This is a genomic window from Arthrobacter sp. PvP103, from assembly GCF_017833075.1.
GTDB lineage: Bacteria > Actinomycetota > Actinomycetes > Actinomycetales > Micrococcaceae > Arthrobacter.
In genome coordinates this window covers 1,580,197-1,596,821 of sequence record NZ_JAFIBQ010000001.1, presented here as the reverse complement: position 1 = coordinate 1,596,821, position 16,625 = coordinate 1,580,197, and the positions used below count along the sequence as shown (strand labels likewise).

General features: G+C 65.9%; 13 protein-coding genes. 4 read left to right on the top strand and 9 right to left on the bottom strand.

What is annotated here, in order from left to right:
- Window positions 1–8: 8 nt before the first annotated feature.
- From JOE41_RS07340 to JOE41_RS07330, 3 genes are read right to left on the bottom strand one after another with little or no spacing between them, the layout of a single operon-like run.
- On the bottom strand, window positions 9–1,283 hold the full coding sequence (locus JOE41_RS07340) for an aldolase (protein WP_011693259.1): 1,275 nt from the start codon (window positions 1,281–1,283) through the stop codon (window positions 9–11).
- A gap of 3 nt (window positions 1,284–1,286) precedes the next feature.
- Complete coding sequence (gene aceB / locus JOE41_RS07335) at window positions 1,287–2,885, bottom strand: malate synthase A (protein WP_011693258.1); 1,599 nt, start codon at window positions 2,883–2,885, stop codon at window positions 1,287–1,289.
- A gap of 26 nt (window positions 2,886–2,911) precedes the next feature.
- Window positions 2,912–4,351, bottom strand: coding sequence for an NAD-dependent malic enzyme (locus JOE41_RS07330; RefSeq protein ID WP_011693257.1), 1,440 nt, complete (start codon window positions 4,349–4,351; stop codon window positions 2,912–2,914).
- Between the two features lie 221 nt (window positions 4,352–4,572).
- On the opposite strand from JOE41_RS07330, the gene JOE41_RS07325 reads away from it, so the two are divergent.
- On the top strand, window positions 4,573–5,328 hold the full coding sequence (locus JOE41_RS07325) for an IclR family transcriptional regulator (RefSeq protein ID WP_209742475.1): 756 nt from the start codon (window positions 4,573–4,575) through the stop codon (window positions 5,326–5,328).
- Window positions 5,329–5,378: 50 nt separating this feature from the next.
- Here JOE41_RS07325 and JOE41_RS07320 read toward each other — a convergent pair whose 3' ends face one another.
- From JOE41_RS07320 to pucL, 4 genes are all read right to left on the bottom strand, one after another.
- Window positions 5,379–6,941 carry an NCS1 family nucleobase:cation symporter-1 gene (locus tag JOE41_RS07320; RefSeq protein ID WP_209751752.1) on the bottom strand — a complete coding sequence of 521 codons (1,563 nt, stop codon included), beginning with the start codon at window positions 6,939–6,941 and terminating at the stop codon, window positions 5,379–5,381.
- Between the two features lie 103 nt (window positions 6,942–7,044).
- Window positions 7,045–7,869 (bottom strand): MurR/RpiR family transcriptional regulator, encoded by an 825-nt coding sequence (locus tag JOE41_RS07315; RefSeq protein ID WP_209751749.1) that lies wholly within the window; start codon window positions 7,867–7,869, stop codon window positions 7,045–7,047.
- Between the two features lie 129 nt (window positions 7,870–7,998).
- Window positions 7,999–9,501, bottom strand: a complete 1,503-nt coding sequence (locus JOE41_RS07310; RefSeq protein ID WP_011693253.1) for a nucleobase:cation symporter-2 family protein — start codon at window positions 9,499–9,501, stop codon at window positions 7,999–8,001.
- A gap of 244 nt (window positions 9,502–9,745) precedes the next feature.
- A complete protein-coding gene (pucL, locus tag JOE41_RS07305) occupies window positions 9,746–10,654 on the bottom strand; it encodes a factor-independent urate hydroxylase (protein ID WP_011693252.1) in 909 nt (302 codons plus the stop codon).
- Between the two features lie 360 nt (window positions 10,655–11,014).
- On the opposite strand from pucL, the gene JOE41_RS07300 reads away from it, so the two are divergent.
- Window positions 11,015–11,212, top strand: a complete 198-nt coding sequence (locus JOE41_RS07300) for a hypothetical protein (protein ID WP_043430022.1) — start codon at window positions 11,015–11,017, stop codon at window positions 11,210–11,212.
- A 142-nt stretch (window positions 11,213–11,354) separates the two neighbouring features.
- Here JOE41_RS07300 and ligD read toward each other — a convergent pair whose 3' ends face one another.
- A complete protein-coding gene (ligD, locus tag JOE41_RS07295) occupies window positions 11,355–12,599 on the bottom strand; it encodes a non-homologous end-joining DNA ligase (protein ID WP_209751747.1) in 1,245 nt (414 codons plus the stop codon).
- Window positions 12,600–12,716: 117 nt separating this feature from the next.
- On the bottom strand, window positions 12,717–14,081 hold the full coding sequence (locus tag JOE41_RS07290; protein WP_209751745.1) for an 8-oxoguanine deaminase: 1,365 nt from the start codon (window positions 14,079–14,081) through the stop codon (window positions 12,717–12,719).
- A gap of 409 nt (window positions 14,082–14,490) precedes the next feature.
- Here JOE41_RS07290 and JOE41_RS07285 point away from each other — a divergent pair, with 409 nt between their 5' ends.
- Together JOE41_RS07285 and JOE41_RS07280 are read left to right on the top strand one after the other, a co-directional pair.
- A complete protein-coding gene (locus tag JOE41_RS07285) occupies window positions 14,491–14,985 on the top strand; it encodes a nucleoside deaminase (protein ID WP_011693249.1) in 495 nt (164 codons plus the stop codon).
- Between the two features lie 14 nt (window positions 14,986–14,999).
- Window positions 15,000–16,496, top strand: a complete 1,497-nt coding sequence (locus JOE41_RS07280) for an NCS2 family permease (RefSeq protein ID WP_011693248.1) — start codon at window positions 15,000–15,002, stop codon at window positions 16,494–16,496.
- The last annotated feature ends 129 nt before the right edge of the window (window positions 16,497–16,625 follow it).

The window sequence follows — 16,625 nt, the reverse complement described above, 5'->3', positions numbered from 1 at the left end:
TTGGATCCTTACTTCGAAGTGGAGTGGGCCAGCCGAGGGTGGGCCAGGCCGGTCAACTGGGGGATTCCGACGCCGGCAAGCGCCTGGACGTCTTCGGCGCCGACGGCTCCGCACTGGACGCCGCGCAGCACGAACGCTGCTAGCGCACGTGCCGTGGCGGGCTCGTCCATGACCCCGCCTTCGGTGTGTTCCACGTAGTTGCGCAGCCTGGCCGCCGCGGCGGGGAGGCCTTGGCGGTAGAACGCGTAGGTGGCCGCGAACCGGCTGGGCAGCTGCGCCGGGTGAAGGTCCCAGCCCTGGTAGTAGCCGCGCTCCAGGGAACGCCGCACCAGCCGGCCGTGCAGGCGCCACGCATTTTCCACGTTGTCGCCCACGGGGATGATGTTGGTGGAGCCGTCCGACAGCCGGATGCCCGTTCCGGCCACCGCCAGCTGCATGACTTCTTTGGCGAAGTCAGCCACCGGGTGCTCCATGGACTGGTACTCGGCCGAGATCTGCAGCGAGGCGGAGTAGTCGTAGGTGCCGTAGTGCAGACCGCTGATCCGACCGGGCACGGCGTGGGGCAGCTGCGCCACCGGTGACGTTCCTTCCGGACCGAGGATGAGCTGGGGCGTCTCCACCTGCACCTCGAACCGCAGCCGGCCTGCGGGCAGGGAGTGCACGTCCTCCAGCCGGGAGACGGCGAAGTCCATCGCCTTGACCTGCGCCACGGTGGTGACCTTGGGCAGCGTCAGGATCAGGCCCTGCGGCAGCTCGCCCGCGGCGGCCAGACCGGAGACGAACAGGTCCAGTGTGCGCAGGCCGCGCACCCTGGTGGCCGCCTCAAAGCACTTGAAGCGGATGCCGATGAACGGGGGAGCTGTGCCGGCCGCAACGGCGGCGGCCACGGCGGAAGCCGCCGCAACAGCGGCCGCGTCCTCGGCGTCGTCGCCCCTGTCCCCGAAACCGTCTTCGAAGTCCAGGCGCAGGTCCTCAACCGGTTCGCTTTCCAATTTCGACTGGACGCGCGCCGCTACGGCCTCGGCGAGCTCGGCGTCCTGGCCCAGCAGGTGGCCCAGACGGGCCAGGCCGCCGTGGGCTTCCGCCGTCGCCAGCGCCGTAGCCCCCCACTCAGCGGAGAACGACGGCGTGAAACGGTCCGCCGGTACATACACGGTATGTACCGGCTGGCGGGAGCCATCATCGCCCGGGTAGTTGCGCTCCAGCAGCTGGTCGGTGGCGGCCAGTTGTTCGTCGATCTGTGCCAGATCGGCAGCGCTGAGCGATCCGGAGGGTACCGCCATGCCTCAGCCCACCAGTTCGTAGGCCGGCGTGGTGAGGAAGTCGGTGTAGTCCTCGGAAAGGCAGATATCAGCGATCAGTTCGCTGGCCGGCTGGTAGTACTTGGCGAAGGTTTCCTCGCCCACTTCACCGCGGAGCTTGTCGGTTTCCTGGGCCAGGATGCTGCTGACCAGTTCACGGGTGACAGTGTTGCCGGTATCGGCCAGGACCACCTTGTTGCGGATCTGCTGCCAGACCTGCGAACGGGAGATCTCGGCCGTGGCGGCGTCTTCCATCAGGTTGTGGATGGCCACCGCACCGTTGCCTGAGATCCAAACAGCCGTGTATGCGACCGCAACGTAGAGGTTCAGCCGCAGCCCGGCCTCCGTCACCGTGCCGTCGGCCGAGGCAATGTCCAGCAGTTGGTCCGCCGTGACATGGACCTCCGGGCGCTGCTTGTCCAGCTGGTTGGGGCGCTCGCCCAGGACGGAATCGAACACTTCCCGGCACACCGGCACCAGGTCAGGGTGGGCCACCCACGAGCCGTCAAAGCCGTCGTTGGCTTCGCGCGTCTTGTCGGCGCGGACCTTCTCGAATGCCTGGGCGGTGACCTCGGGTTCGCGACGGTTGGGGATGACCGCGGCCATGCCGCCCATGGCAAACGCGCCGCGGTGGTGGCAGGTCTTGACGAGCAGCTCGGTGTAGGCCCGCATGAACGGTGCCGTCATGGCCACGGTGGCGCGGTCCGGCAGCACAAAGTCCGCTCCGGCGTCGCGGAAGTACTTGATGATGCTGAACAGGTAGTCCCAGCGGCCGGCGTTCAGCCCGGCGGCGTGGTCGCGGAGCTCGTACAGGATCTCGTCCATCTCGAAGGCCGCGGGGATCGTCTCGATCAGCACGGTGGCCTTGATGGTGCCCTGCGGAATGCCCAGGAAATCCTGCGCGAAGACGAACACGTCGTTCCAGAGGCGCGCCTCAAGGTGGCTCTCCATCTTCGGCAGGTAGTAGTACGGGCCCTGGCCGTTGAGCAGGAGCTGCTTGGCCGTGTGGAAGAAGTGCAGGCCGAAGTCCACCAGCGCGCCCACGGTGTGTTCGCCGTCGAGCAGCAGGTGGTGCTCGTCCATGTGCCAGCCGCGGGGCCGGGCCACCACGACGGCGAGCGGGGCGTCGGAGCGGAGCCGGTATTCCTTGCCCTCCGGAGAGGTGTAGCTCAGGGTTCCCGTGGCGGCATCGCGGAGGTTCAGGATGGCGTCAATGACGTTGGCCCAGGTGGGCGTGCTGGCGTCCTCGAGGTCGGCCAGCCACACCTTGGCGCCGGAGTTGAGGGCATTGATGGCCATCTTGGCCGGCGAGGCGGGTCCGGTCATTTCCACGCGGCGGTCCTGCAGCGCGGCGGGCGCCGGCGCAACCTTCCAGTCGCCCTCGCGGACATCCTTGGTTTCGGACAGGAAATCAAGCTTTCCGGTCCGGGCTACCTGCTCGCGCTTGGCCACGCGGGCTTTGAGGAGTTCGGCGCGGGTGCCCGCAAACCGCTTGTGGAGCTCCTCCACGAAGGCCAGTGCCTTCGGGGTGAGGATTTCCTCTGCTCGTGCAATCGGCTGCGGGTCTGTGACTGTGAGAGCCATTGTCCGGGTCCTTTCTAGGCTGCGAATCAGGCGTTGGCGGGTTCTAGGTTTGCGTGCGCTGCGCTTGCTGCCTTGGCGGCGCTTGCTGCGTTAGCTGCATTTGCGACCGCGGTGGCCACATCGGCCGCAACATGCGGGTCGAAGACGCTGGGGATGATGTAGCTGGCATTGAGTTCGTCGTCAGCCACGCGGTTGGCAATGGCTTCGGCGGCCGCGACCAGCATGTCCGGCGTGATGTCCGAGGCGCCAGCGTCGAGCAGCCCGCGGAAGAACCCCGGGAATGCCAGGACGTTGTTGATCTGGTTGGGGAAGTCGCTGCGCCCCGTAGCCACCACTGCCGCATGCTTTGACGCTACCACCGGGTCGATTTCCGGAGTGGGGTTGGCCATGGCGAATACGATCGCCTTCTCAGCCATCGCGGCCACCTGCTCCTCGCCGATCACATGCGGGGCGCTCACACCGATGAAGACATCCGCGCCGACGAGTGCCTCATGCAGCGTGCCGGAGAAGCCTTCTTCGTTGGTGTTCGCGGCGATCCAGCTGCGGTGTTCGTCGCTGTATTCCGCGCCGGAGTGGATGGCGCCGGAGCGGCCGGCAGCGATGATGTGCTGCGCGCCCTGGGCCTTGAGGAGCTGGATGATCGCCGAGCCCGCGGCGCCGACGCCGGAGACCACGATCCTGACCTCCGAAAGCTTCTTGTCCACCACGCGGAGGGCGTTGACCAGGGCAGCCAGGGTGACGATGGCCGTGCCGTGCTGGTCGTCGTGGAAGACCGGGATGTCCAGTTCCTCGCGGAGGCGCTTTTCGATTTCGAAGCAGCGCGGGGCGGCGATGTCTTCAAGGTTGATGCCGCCGTAGACGGGGGCCATGGCCTTGGCGATCATAATGATTTCTTCGGTGTCCTGGGTGTCAAGGCAGACCGGCCAGGCGTCAACGTTGGCGAACTGCTTGAACAGAGCGGCTTTGCCTTCCATGACGGGCAGGGCCGCGGCCGGGCCAATGTTGCCCAGGCCAAGGACGGCCGAGCCGTCGGTCAGGACTGCGATGGTGTTGCGCTTGACTGTCAGGTTGCGGGCCGCTGAGGGGTCCTCCGCGATGGCCAGGCAGACGCGGGCGACGCCGGGGGTGTAGGCGCGGGAGAGATCGTCCCGGTTGCGCAGGGCCACCTTCGGGACCACTTCGAGCTTGCCGCCGAGGTGCATCAGGAAGGTGCGGTCGGAGACGTGCTGGACCGTGACGCCGTCGAGCGCGTTCAGGGCGTCCTTGACGCGGGCGGCGTGTTCGTCGTCGGTGGTGTTGCAGGTGACGTCAACAACCAGCGTTTCGTGGTGCGATTCGGTGACGTCCAGGGCTGTGATGGCTGCTCCGGCGGCTCCGACGGCGGCGGCCAGCTCGCTCGTCGCGGTAAAGCTGGACGGCGCTTCCACGCGCAGGGTGATCGAATTTCCGGGGCTCGGGTTCGCCATTGAATGTTCCTCCTGGTCGGGTCCGGACGCGGAGCGCACCCGGACGTACTGCTCAAACAAATGTTTTCGTATTATGGATATTATTATCTACTTTGTGGAAACACAAGCCCCGCCCGTGCATCGACGGAGGGCGATGCGTGCTGTATCTTGGGACTTCTAAGCAATTTTTTTCACGATGTGGATAAGAGTTGTCGGAATCGATACCGCAGGAGACCACGGTTATGGCTGAAAAAGCCCCGGGAGGCGTGCAGTCCGTTGAGCGCGTCTTCGAACTTTTGGAACTGATCACTGACGCCGGCGGAGACGTCACGCTCAGCGAGCTGTCTTCCTCCACCGACCTGCCTCTTCCCACGATCCACCGCCTGCTGCGCACCCTGGTCACGCTGGGCTACATCCGCCAGCTGCCGAACCGGCGGTACGCACTCGGTCCGCGGCTCATCCGGCTCGGCGAAGGTGCCAACAAGCAGCTCGGTGCACTCGCGCGTCCGCAGCTCAAGTCCCTCGTGGACCGGCTGGGGGAGACGTCCAACATGGCGGTGCTGGACTCGGACATGGTTATTTACGTGGCCCAGGTGCCGTCCCTGCACTCCATGCGCATGTTCACCGAGGTGGGCCGCCGCGCGCACACCCACGCCACCGGCGTCGGCAAGGCGATCCTGGCCCAGCTGGATGACGAGACGGTCCGCGGAATCGTCCAGCGCAGCGGCATGCCCACGCCCACCCCCAAGAGCATCGGCGACATCGACTCCCTGCTCCTTGACCTGAAGCTGATCCGGGAACGCGGCTATTCCATCGACGAGGAGGAGCAGGAGATCGGCGTCCGCTGCTTTGCGATGGCAGTCCCCAATGCGCCGACGCCCACGGCCATCTCGGTGTCCGGGCCGGTGTCGCGCGTGGACCAGTCCTTCGCCGAACGCGCCGTGCCGCTCCTGCGCGAGGCAGCCCAGACGATCTCCGACGAGCTCAACCAGAACTGACCTCCCGCCGTCGTACGTCCCGCCGTACGCGAGGTCGACGGCGGCCGGTCCTAAACCAGCGTGCCGTCGCTGACGGTGCCGCTTTCCTCGCCGGCCGGTTCAAGCGAAATCATCGGTGACCGCCGCTCCAGCGCCCGGAAGACTACGTAGCCGAGGGCGCATCCGAGGAACCAGCTGTAGTTGCCGATCCAGGTTGCGTTCACTGCCGTGGCACCGGTGTCGAGCAGGATCTTGGGAATCAGCACGGAGGCGATGGAGGTGGCTCCGCTGATGGCCACGGCCTTGACGGCGTTCGGGTTGTAGCCGTTCCGGAACCAGTACCGGCTTGTGGTTTTCAGCGTGTACATGTCGTCCACCCAGACCTTCTGGCGGCTCACCACGTAGTACCCGGCGATCAGGATGCCAAACAGGGGGCCGATCAACGCGCCCAGGACACCCAGTGTGTAGTGGATGGCGTCGTTGTTGGAGTACCAGTTCCACGGCGTCAGGATGACGGAGCCGACGGCGGCAATCATGCCGCCTGCCCGCCAGCTGATTTTCTGCGGGCTGACGTTGGAGAAGTCGAACGCGGGCGAGATGAAGTTGGCCACGATGTTGATGCCGACGGTAGCGATGACGAAGGTGAGTCCGCCCAGCAGCACGGCGAACACGGTGTCGATTTCCTGGACGGTCTTGACCGGGTCCGTGATGAGGCGGCCGAAAACCGGGATGGTGGCTGAGGCGGTGATGACGGTCAGGAGCGAGAAGAACAGGAAGTTCACCGGCAGCCCCAGGAAGTTCCCCTTCTTGACCGCCTTGTAGCTCTTGCCGTACCGGGCGAAGTCGCCGAAGTTGAGCATCGGGCCGGAGAAGTAGGACACCACCAGCGCGATGGCGGAGACCATGACGGGGATGGAGGCGGCGAAGTCCAGGGGCGGCCCGCTGGACAGGTTCAGGCTGATGTTCCCGATGCCCGCCTTGGACACCAGGTAGATGGCCAGGAACAGCATCACCACGTAGACGGCGGGGCCGGCGAAGTCGATGAACCTTCGGATGCTCTCCATGCCGTTCCAGAAGAGTGCGGCCTGCGCCACCCAGAGGATGCCGTAGCAGATCCAGCCCAAGGTGGAGAGGCCCAGGAAGCCGTTCTGTTCGACGTCGTACAGCGGCGCCATGCCGGGGAAGAACTTGAGGAAGACAATCACCAGCGCCTCGGAGGCGAGGAAGGTCTGGACGCCGTACCAGGCCACTGCGATCAGGCCGCGGATGATGGCCGGGATGTTGGCGCCCTTGACGCCGAAGACGGCCCGGTTGATGACCGGGTACGGAACACCCGTCAGCTGGCTGGGCTTGGCCACGAGGTTGCAGAAGATATTGACGATCACGATGCCCGCCAGCAGGGCCACGAGCACCTGCCAGCTGGCCAGCCCCAGGGCGAAGAGGCTTCCTGCCGTGACGTAGCCGCCGATGCTGTGGACGTCCGACATCCAGAAGGCGAACAGGTTGTAGCTGGTCCAGCGCTGGTTCTTCAGGGGGACAAGATCCTCATTGCTGAGCTGCGGATCGTAGTCGGGGAGCTGGCCGGTGCGGGCGGATGCTTCAACCCGGGGGGCGGCCATCGCGGAATCTGTCATGGTTTCCTCTAAGAGATTGGGACAGCCGCCGATCCGGCCGTTTCACGCTTTCAATTAGATGGAACCAATGTTTCAAAGCTGTTTCTGGCGCAACAATTCCTGTTTACTTCGCTTCGATCTCGCCCAGGGTGTCGAATATTCCCGTCACCTCGCGGACGCGCTCGCGGCCGGGACGTCCCAAGGCTACGAGGACGCCGTTCGCAAGGACGCTGACCAGGCTCATGGCGGCGGCGTAGCTGTCGAAGGCGTGGGCGCCGTCCACCGGGCACTCGAGCCACAGGGCGGCATCAGCTGCGAGGCGGCGTGCCCCCGGGTCCCCGATCAGAATCGTGGTTGCCCCTGTGGCGGCCGCCGCCTGGAGGACTTTACGGAACCCGGCGGGCCGCCGCCGGAAGCCGAACAGGACCACCGCGTCGCCGGCGCCCAGCCCGGCGAGCTCCTCGCCCAGGCTCTGTCCGGGCTGTGGCGCCACAGACACCGCGGGGCGGCACTGGAGCAACTGCTGCCGGAAGTGCAGCGCCACGGGAAAGCTGTTGCGGAAGCCGAGCAGCAGCACGGTCCCGGCGCCGGCGAGCTTGCCGCAGGCTGCCGACAGTTTGTCCTCGTCGAGCGATTCAGCCAGGCGGCGCAGGTTTTCCTGCTCCTGCCCCCAATGGGTAGGCAGGCCGCCGTCGGACGACTGCGGACCCAGCGGCATGCCGCTGGAACGGATGGACCGGGTATGTTCCTTGACCTCGTTGAAATCCTCGAAGCCGAGGCGGCGGAACAGCCGGCTCATGGTGGCTTTGGAAACGCCGCTGAGCCTGGCAAGTTCGGCGGCGTTGTACATGGCGAGGTCGCCGAGGCGGTCCAGGAGCGTGTCTGCCGCCTTTTGTTCCTGCGGGCCCAGCTCCGCATAGTGCCGTTCGATTCGTTCATCGATCCTCATGAAACAACCGTCTCACAGCGGGGACCCGGTGGCATGGATCAGCGACGCAGAAGCGCGAACGGACAGTGGGGCCCCTGTGGGAAAGGGGCCCCAACTGTCCGTTCGCGCTTGTTGTGCCGGTCTGCGGGCTTAGTGGTCAGATTTCGACGCCGACTCCACCGGGACTTCCTTGCCGTCGCAGTCGATCAGCTTCCCGCCTTCGTAACGGTCGCCGTCGGCCAGGCATTTCAGGTCCTCTTCGCGGACAACCCGTCCGGTTCCCGCCACGAAGACGGACTGGTTCTCTGAGTTGCCGGCCTTGAGGTGGTTGAAGAGCAGGTTCAGCAGGATGGCCATCACGGCGGCCGAGCTGATGCCCGAGTGGAAGATGGTGCCGAACCAGGACGGGAACTTGTCGTAGAACGCAGGCGCGGCGATGGGGATCATGCCGAAACCAATGGACGCCGCCACGATGATCAGGTTCATGTTGTTCTTGTATTCCACTTTGGCGAGTGTCCGGATGCCGCTTGCGGCAACGGTTCCAAAGAGAACGACGCCGGCGCCGCCCAGGACGGGCGTCGGCACCGCTGCGACCACGCGGCCAAGCACCGGCAGCAGGCCGAGGATCACCAGGATGAGTCCGCCGGCGCTCACCACGAAGCGGCTCTTGACCCCGGTGATGGCCACGAGGCCAACGTTCTGGGCAAAAGCGCTCTGGGTGAAGGAGTTGAACAGCGGGGAGATGGCGCTGGAGAGCATATCGGCCCGCAGGCCGTCGCCGATGCGCTTGGAGTCAACCTTGGTGCCCACGATCTCGCCGACTGCGATGATGTCCGCCGAGGTCTCGGTGAGCGTGACCAGGATGACGATCAGCATGGAGATGATCGCCGCGAGCTCGAAAGTGGGCGGCCCGAACGCGAACGGGGTGGGGAACGCCACGATTTCGCCCTGGCCCACCTTGGAGAAATCAGCCATGCCGAAGGCGAAGGCAATCACCGTGCCGAGCACCATCGCCAGCAGGATGGAAAGCCTCGAGATTGCCGCGTTGCCCACCTTGCTCAGGAGCAGCACGATCGCCATGGTGGCCGCGGCCAGGCCGATGTTGGCCATGCTGCCGTAGTTCGGGGCCTTGTTGTTGCCGCCCATGGCCCAGTTGGCCGCGACCGGCATGAGGGTCAGCCCGATGGTGGTGATTACTGTGCCCGTCACCACCGGCGGGAAGAACCGGATGATCTTGGAAAACAGTGGAGTGATGAGCAGGCCGATCAGCGAAGCGGCAATCACCGAGCCAAAGACCGCCTGGATACCGCCGCCGCCGTGGACGATCGCCACCATGGTGGAAACGCCGGCGAAGGAGACGCCCTGGACCAGCGGGAGCTTCGACCCGAAAAACGGAATGCCGATGGTCTGCAGGATGGTGGCAAGGCCGCCCACAAACAGGCAGGCGGCGATCAGCAGGCCAATGTCCTGCGAAGACATGCCGGCGGCTGCGCCGATGATCAGCGGCGGGGCGATGATGCCGCCATACATGGTGAGGACGTGCTGGAAGCCGTAGGCGAAGGTGCTTCCGAGGGGCAGCCGCTGGTCTTCGGGGCGGTCGGACTTCTTGCGGCCGGCTGCGGCTGCGGCGGCCGATTTCTTCTTGGTGTTCATGGCAGACTTTCTTGGTGTTCATGGCAGACGTCTTTGTCTGGCTAACGGTGTCTGGCTAACAGTTTTGAATCGTTGGTGGCCCGGGTGGTCGAGCTGGGGAGTGAGGCCGGGAGGTGCCCGGTGGTCGAGACTCGCGAGACCCGGGGATGTCGGGCCCCGCCTGCCCCCTGACCTCGCAAGCTCGGTCAGGGAACCCGTCAGGCGGGGCCCGGCTCAACCACCGGCGCGGGCCGCTAAGTGCGGTCTAGCAGAAGCCGGCGATGCCGGACCAGGCGATGTCCGCCGGGGTGGCGTCCTCGCGCTGGACCGTGGCCTCGATCAGGCCGTACGGACGGTCCGCGGCAAAGAAGACCTCGTTGGGGTTGTCGAGGCCGAACGGTGAGAGGTCCACCAGGAAGTGGTGCTTGTTGGGCATCGAGAACTTGATCTCGTCGATCTCGCTGTGCGCTTCCAGTACCTTGGCGCCCATGTCGAACAGGGTCTGCTGCAGGGCGTGGGAGTACTTTTCGGTGAAACCCTCCAGCAACAGGCTCTTGACGTCCTCGTAGCTCTTGTTGAAGTCGAGCGCGCTGAAGTCCGTGTTGGCGTTGAAGCGCCAGCGGGCGGAAACGTCCGTAGCCAGGATGCGGTCAGTGGTTTCCGGAAGGGTGGTGTACTTGTCCCGCGGGTAGCCGACGAAGCCGGACTGGGTGGACTTGAGGACGGTGAGGTCCTTCAGGCCGGAGATGAGGTGAGCGGCCGCGCCGTCGCGGACCAGCACCGCAGTGCGGACTTCCTGGCCGTTACGCACGAAGGAGTGGTCGTGCTCGGCTCCGTGGGCCTGGATCCGATCCCAGCTGTAGGACTCGGCTTCCCAGCGGCCGCCCGTGACCCAGTCGAAGCTGGAGGTGAAGTGCTCGCCCAGTCGCAGGAGGAAGGCCTCCGGCGAACCGACGCCTTCACGGGCAAACGCATAGATGGTGTTCTTCTGCGTGTCCGTGGCAACGACGTGGCTGTTGTCGCCCTGGAGGTGCGCGGCGGCGAAGTCCCCGCGGAGCTGCGAGGTGACGTTCAGGTCTTCGATCTCGTGGCGGTCGGTGTCCCTGGTGATCTTGACGACCCGGACTTCGGCCTTGCCGTACTGGTTCTGGCCGAGGATGATTTTGCTGCTCATGGTCTATTCCCAACTTCCGTGATGTGGAACCTAGGTTCCATCATTGAAATTAAGCGCGTGTTACACACGCGTTTCTGATGGAGCCGACCCAACAAAAAAGAGCCGGCATCCAATGACGCCAGCTCATTACGACCCTGCCTGCTGCTCCCAGGTTACGTGACCTACGCCACGAGTTGACTTAAAGCGTAGCCGAGCATCGCCGTGGTGTACATCACTAGCTGAAAAATCAGATTGTGACCGGCGGCCTCCCGGACCATTGACGAATACCGGGCAGCGCTCTACGCTATTTCACATAGCAAAAGTTATTTTCCATTTTGTGGAAGTTGAGAGCTTAACCAAATCGCCTTGGAGGAGGATCAGATGTACCAGCAGGACACAACGCCGGTTGCACCGGCACCGACGGCGGCACCTTCAGTCCCGGAGTTCTACCTCCCCCTCGGAGGCGGAACGGATCCGGACTTCTACCTGCCTGCAGACCGGGAGCACGTCCCGGGCCGCTTCTCGCGCTGGGTCCACGGCCTGCCGGGCTTCGGCGGCCAACGGTCGCAACGAGGCTGACGACACGCTTCTTCGCTGACGACGCCCAAAAGGCCTGGCGACACCCGAATCCGGGTGTCGCCAGGCCTTTTGCGTGTCGCCGGACACTTTGCGTGTCGCCAGGCCTTTTGCGTGTCGCCGGGCGCTTTGCGTGTCGCCGGCGTCAGGCCCCCGGGCGCCCCGGCCATTCCCTGCCGGCCCAGGGGTCATAGTCGGCGATGAGCTCCTCCTGCGCTGGACGCTCCGCTTCGGGGATGTGTTGCAGGTTCACCCGCACCCTGTACCAGAGCGAGCTCGATCCGCGCATTCCGTCGACGAGGACATCGGCCGGGTGCAGGGCCGGGACGAGGTCCGCATGCCGGGACTTCCACTCGTCGAGTGCCGCGAGCGCCTCGGGTCTGGTCCTGGTGCGGGCCACCTCGATCAGCGGCATCACCGACTGCCGGCGGCCGGAGCCGTCGCCGCCGCGCGGCGGCTTCTCGGCGGGGCCGAGCTTGGCAGCCAGGGCGAGGAGCCCGTCGAGGCTGCCGGCCGCGTCGTCGATGCCGGCGTGCGGGTCGCCCACCTCTGCAAAGCGCCCGAGTACGGTGGGCACCGTGAACTGTTCGGGCCGGGTGGAGCGGACCTCGTCCCAGGTGAGCGGCGTCGAGACCCGGGCATCGGGCAGGGGCCGGATCGAGTATGCGGAGGCCACGGTGCGGTCTTTGGCATTCTGGTTGAAGTCGACGAACACACTCTCGCCGCGTTCCTCCTTCCACCAACGCGCCGTGGCAAGGCCGGGAGTGCGGTTCTCCACCTCGCGGGCGAGGGTCTCGGCGGCGAGGCGCACGTCTCGGTACGACCACTGCGGCGCGATGCGCACCAGGATATGGAGTCCCCGCGAGCCGCTCGTCTTCGGCCACCCCACCAGTCCCGTGTCGTCGAGGACCTCCCGTGCCACATACGCGACGTCGACGATCTGCGACCAGTCGACCCCCGGCATCGGATCGAGGTCCACCCGGAGCTCGTCGGGGTGCTCGAGGTCCTCGGCGCGTACGGGATGGGGGTTGAGGTCGAGGCATCCAAGGTTCACCACCCACGCCAGGCCGGCGGCATCGCGGATCACGGCCTCTTCGGCCGATGTTCCGGACGCATAGTGCAGTGTTGCCGTCTCGATGAAGTCGGGGTGGTTTTCCGGCACGCGCTTCTGGAAGAACGGCTCGGCGTCGATGCCCTTCGGGAAGCGCTTGAGCACCATGGGCCGGCCGCCCGCGCCGCGCAGCGCACCATCCGCGACTGCGAGGTAGTAGCGCACCAGGTCGAGCTTCGTCAGCCCGGGCTCGGGAAAAACCACCTTGTCCGGACTCGAGATGCGAACCTCGGTGCCGGAAATGTCGAGGATCTCGGCCGGCGTCTTCGACGGATTCATGCCGCCACGCTAGCAACGAACACCTGCCGGGGCATAGGCCCGTTTCGACGGTTCCCTGCGCCCACGACGCCGCCGAACGTCGTGGGCGCAGGGAACCGTCGAAACGGCGGGAAATGGCTACCCGTTCACCAGCTTCCGTGCAGCGGCCGAGTGTTCCGCGATCAGCCCGGCAACATCAAGGCCCGGGATCTGCCCGTCCACCACGCGCCACTGCCCGCCCACCATCACCCGGTCGGCCCGGTCCGCTCCGCACAGCAGGAGCGCGGCGAGGGGGTCGTGGCTGCCGGAGAACCGCAGCTCGTCGAGCCGGAACAACGCCAGGTCCGCCTGCATCCCGGGTGCCAGCTGGCCCAGGTCGGAGCGGCCCAGCACCGCCGCCGATCCCCGGGTCGCCCAGCCCAGCGCCCGCTCCACCGGGACCTGCGCCCCGTAGCGCAGCCGCTGCAGGTACAGGGCCTGCCGTGCCTCCAGGATCATGTTCGAGGCGTCGTTCGACGCCGACCCGTCCACTCCCAGCCCCACCGGCACTCCGGCATCCTCCAGTTCGAGTACCCGGGCAGTGCCCGAGGCCAGCCGCATGTTGGACGTGGGGCAGTGCGCGACGGCGGTGCCCGCGGCTCCCAGCGCGGCGATCTCTGCATCGCTGAAATGGATGCCGTGGCCCAGCCAGGTCCGGTTGCCGAGCCAGCCCACGCTCTCCAGGTATTCCACCGTGCGCAGGCCGAACATCTTCCGGCAGAAGTCTTCCTCGTCCAGCGTTTCAGCCAGGTGCGTGTGCAGCCGGACGTCATGCCGTTCGGCCAGTGCGGCGCTCTCGGCCATGATCTCCTTGGTCACGGAGAACGGCGAGCACGGGGCCAGGGCAACCTGGATGACGGCGCCGTCGCCGCGTTCGTGATACTCCCGGATGAGCCGCTCGCTGTCCGCCAGGATCACGTCCGGCTGCTGGACGGTGGACTGTGGCGGCAGGCCGCCGTCGTCCTCTCCGAGCGTCATGGAGCCGCGGGTGAGCGTGGCCCGCATGCCGAGCTCCCGCACCGCCCGGACCTCGATGTCGATGGCGTCTTCCATGCCCTGGGGGAAGAGGTAGTGGTGGTCAGCGGCTGTGGTGCAGCCGGAGAGCAGCAGTTCCGCGAGTGCAACGGTGGTAGCCAGTTCCAGGTCCCGCGGCTTGAGCCGGGCCCAGACCGGGTACAGGTTCTGCAGCCACGGGAACAGCGGGGCGTTGGCCACCGGACCCCAGGCGCGCGTGAGTGTTTGGTAGAAGTGGTGGTGGGTGTTGATCAGGCCCGGCAGCAGGACGTGGCTGCCGGCCTCGAAAGTTTCCTGGCAGGGCGCGGAAGGCTGCTGGCCGGCGGCCAGGACTTCCGTGATGATGCCGCCGGCCACCACGATCCCGCCGGTGGCATCAAGATTGTTGGCGGTGAAGGCTGCGAGTGGATTCCGGATCCAGAGCCTGTGTGCGGAGCGGTGGGTAGCCATAAACGGGATTCCTGTCTGAGCGTGCGGATGGAATGCCAGCTCAGTGAGGGCCTGTCTGCTGATCCAGGCTCCCGGCGCGGGTAAGGCGAGCGCCGGTTCGGCATCAGCGTAGGACGGCGGGAAGCGCCGCGTCAACGCACTGGATTGTGACAGCACGTGGCGCCCCGTCTGGCGACCGGCCCGGCCGCCGCAATTTCACATCACGAAATTAACTTTCCAAAACCTATGGCGCAGCTCACGTTCAGGTGCTAATCTCGATTTTGCCAAAGGCGGGCCCCCGGACTCCGGGGAAGCTATCTACCAGGCGCAACTTAACCTTCAAAAGCACATGCTGAAGCCTGGTAACCGTCGCATCTGGCCTTTTCGTCCCACCTCGGCGTACCGGCTTCCCAGCAAAGGGAGTCGCATCATGAGTACCACCGTCACGGCCCAGGATTACCTGGCCAAATCAATCAGGTTGGCCACGGCCAACGTCCTTAACAGCGGCGGCCCGTTCGGTGCCGTCGTTGTCACGGCAGACGGACAATCGTTCGGCGGCGTCAATCGCGTCACCGCAACGAACGACCCCACAGCCCACGCCGAAGTCACGGCCATCCGCCGTGCCTGCAGCGAGCTGGGCACCTTCGACCTCACCGGCGCCACCCTCTATACGAGCTGCGAGCCGTGCCCCATGTGCCTGGCGTCAGCACTGTGGGCGCGGGTGGAGCGCGTGGTGTTCGCAGCGGACCGGCACGACGCCGCCTCCGTTGGCTTCGACGACGCAGTCTTCTACGAGTACTTCGAAAACGGCGGGCGCGACGCGCTGATGCCGGTGGCCAAGCTGGAACTCGACGACCCACAGGCACCGCCGATCCTCGAACCTTTCAACACCTGGAACACGCTCGACTCCAGGATTGACTACTAGGGCCGGCGGCTGAGATGACAATCCTGGACACTACCTCCGACGAGCGGCAGCAACCGGCCGCACCCAAGCGCCCGCAGCCAGCCAATGCTTTCCTGGACCGTTTCTTCGAAATCACCAAGCGCGGTTCCACTGTGGCCCGCGAGGTTCGCGGCGGCCTGGTCACCTTCTTCACCATGGCCTACATCGTCATCCTGAACCCGTTGATCCTGGGTGGTTTCAGCGCGGACAATGCCCCCACCGACGTTGCCGGGGGCTGGCTGTCCGCAGCGCAGGTGGGCGCCGTCACCGGCCTCACCGCCGGCGTCATGACCATCCTGTTCGGCCTGATCGCCAACCTCCCCTTCGGGCTCGCGGCAGGGCTGGGCATCAACTCCTTCCTGGCCGTGGCCGTGATCCAGGAGGTCACCTGGGCCGAGGCCATGGGCCTGGTGGTCATCAACGGAATCCTGATCGTCCTCTTCGGCGTCACCGGCGCACGGACCGCCATCTTCCGGGCCGTGCCCAAGGAACTGAAGGCCGCCATCACGGTGGGCATCGGGCTGTTCATCGCCTTCATCGGATTCGTGGATTCCGGATTTGTCCGGGCCACCACGGCGGGTCCCCCTGTCCAGCTGGGCGACAACGGTTCCATCACGTCGGTTCCAACCCTGGTGTTCATCGTGGGCCTGCTCGTCATGGGAGTGCTTGTGGCCCGCAAGGTGCAGGGCGGCCTGCTGATCGGCATCGTGGCGACCACCGTACTCGCCGCGGTGGTCGAGGCAGTCATGAAGATCGGCCCCGGCAGCGCGAGCAACCCCGGCGGCTGGCACCTGAACACCCCTGTCCTCTCCGGCCACCTGGTGTCCGCCCCGGACCTTTCCCTGGTGGGGCAGTTCGACCTGTTCGGCGCCTTCGGCCGGATCGGCGGCCTCGCGGCGACCATGCTGGTGTTCACGCTGGTGTTCACCAACTTCTTTGATGCCATGGGCACCATGACCGGCCTGGCCAGGAGCGCCGGAGTGGCGCACAAGGACGGCACGTTCCCGCGGCTGAAGTCCGCCTTCATCGTCGAAGGTCTGGGGGCCGTGGCCGGCGGTGCCACGTCAGGTTCGTCCAACACGGTGTACATCGACTCCGCCGCGGGCATCGGGGAAGGCGCCCGCACGGGTCTGGCCTCCGTGGTCACCGGCGCGTTGTTCCTGGGTTCGATGTTCCTGACGCCGCTCACGTCCGTGGTGCCGCTGGAAGTGGCCGCGGCAGCGCTGGTGGTTGTTGGCGCAATGATGATGGCCCAGATCCGCGAGATCAAGTTCAGCAAGTTCTCCGTGGCACTGCCCGCCTTCCTGACCATCGTCACCATGCCGCTGAGCTATTCCATCGCCAACGGCATCGGCGTGGGCTTCATCTCCTGGGCGGTCATCAGTGCCTGCTCCGGCAGGATCCGGAAGGTGCACCCGCTGATGTGGGTGGTCACGGCCGGCTTCCTGATCTACTTTGCCCGCGGTCCCATCAACGCGCTGCTGGGCGCATAGGACCCCCCCCGTAGGGACCACATAGACCGGACCGGGGCAGGCAGATGGGGCCGGCCCCGGTCCACCAAACCGCTGGTTCACTACCCGGCTGTTCAACAACGGCAACCCACAGAGTGCAATGAAACTGAC

Coding starts and splice junctions, on each gene's coding strand:
- JOE41_RS07340 (WP_011693259.1), bottom strand. CDS start 1,283: ATGGCGGTACCCTCCGGATCGCTCAGCGCTGCCGATCTGGCACAGATC.
- aceB (WP_011693258.1), bottom strand. CDS start 2,885: ATGGCTCTCACAGTCACAGACCCGCAGCCGATTGCACGAGCAGAGGAA.
- JOE41_RS07330 (WP_011693257.1), bottom strand. CDS start 4,351: ATGGCGAACCCGAGCCCCGGAAATTCGATCACCCTGCGCGTGGAAGCG.
- JOE41_RS07325 (WP_209742475.1), top strand. CDS start 4,573: ATGGCTGAAAAAGCCCCGGGAGGCGTGCAGTCCGTTGAGCGCGTCTTC.
- JOE41_RS07320 (WP_209751752.1), bottom strand. CDS start 6,941: ATGACAGATTCCGCGATGGCCGCCCCCCGGGTTGAAGCATCCGCCCGC.
- JOE41_RS07315 (WP_209751749.1), bottom strand. CDS start 7,869: ATGAGGATCGATGAACGAATCGAACGGCACTATGCGGAGCTGGGCCCG.
- JOE41_RS07310 (WP_011693253.1), bottom strand. CDS start 9,501: ATGAACACCAAGAAGAAATCGGCCGCCGCAGCCGCAGCCGGCCGCAAG.
- pucL (WP_011693252.1), bottom strand. CDS start 10,654: ATGAGCAGCAAAATCATCCTCGGCCAGAACCAGTACGGCAAGGCCGAA.
- JOE41_RS07300 (WP_043430022.1), top strand. CDS start 11,015: ATGTACCAGCAGGACACAACGCCGGTTGCACCGGCACCGACGGCGGCA.
- ligD (WP_209751747.1), bottom strand. CDS start 12,599: ATGAATCCGTCGAAGACGCCGGCCGAGATCCTCGACATTTCCGGCACC.
- JOE41_RS07290 (WP_209751745.1), bottom strand. CDS start 14,081: ATGGCTACCCACCGCTCCGCACACAGGCTCTGGATCCGGAATCCACTC.
- JOE41_RS07285 (WP_011693249.1), top strand. CDS start 14,491: ATGAGTACCACCGTCACGGCCCAGGATTACCTGGCCAAATCAATCAGG.
- JOE41_RS07280 (WP_011693248.1), top strand. CDS start 15,000: ATGACAATCCTGGACACTACCTCCGACGAGCGGCAGCAACCGGCCGCA.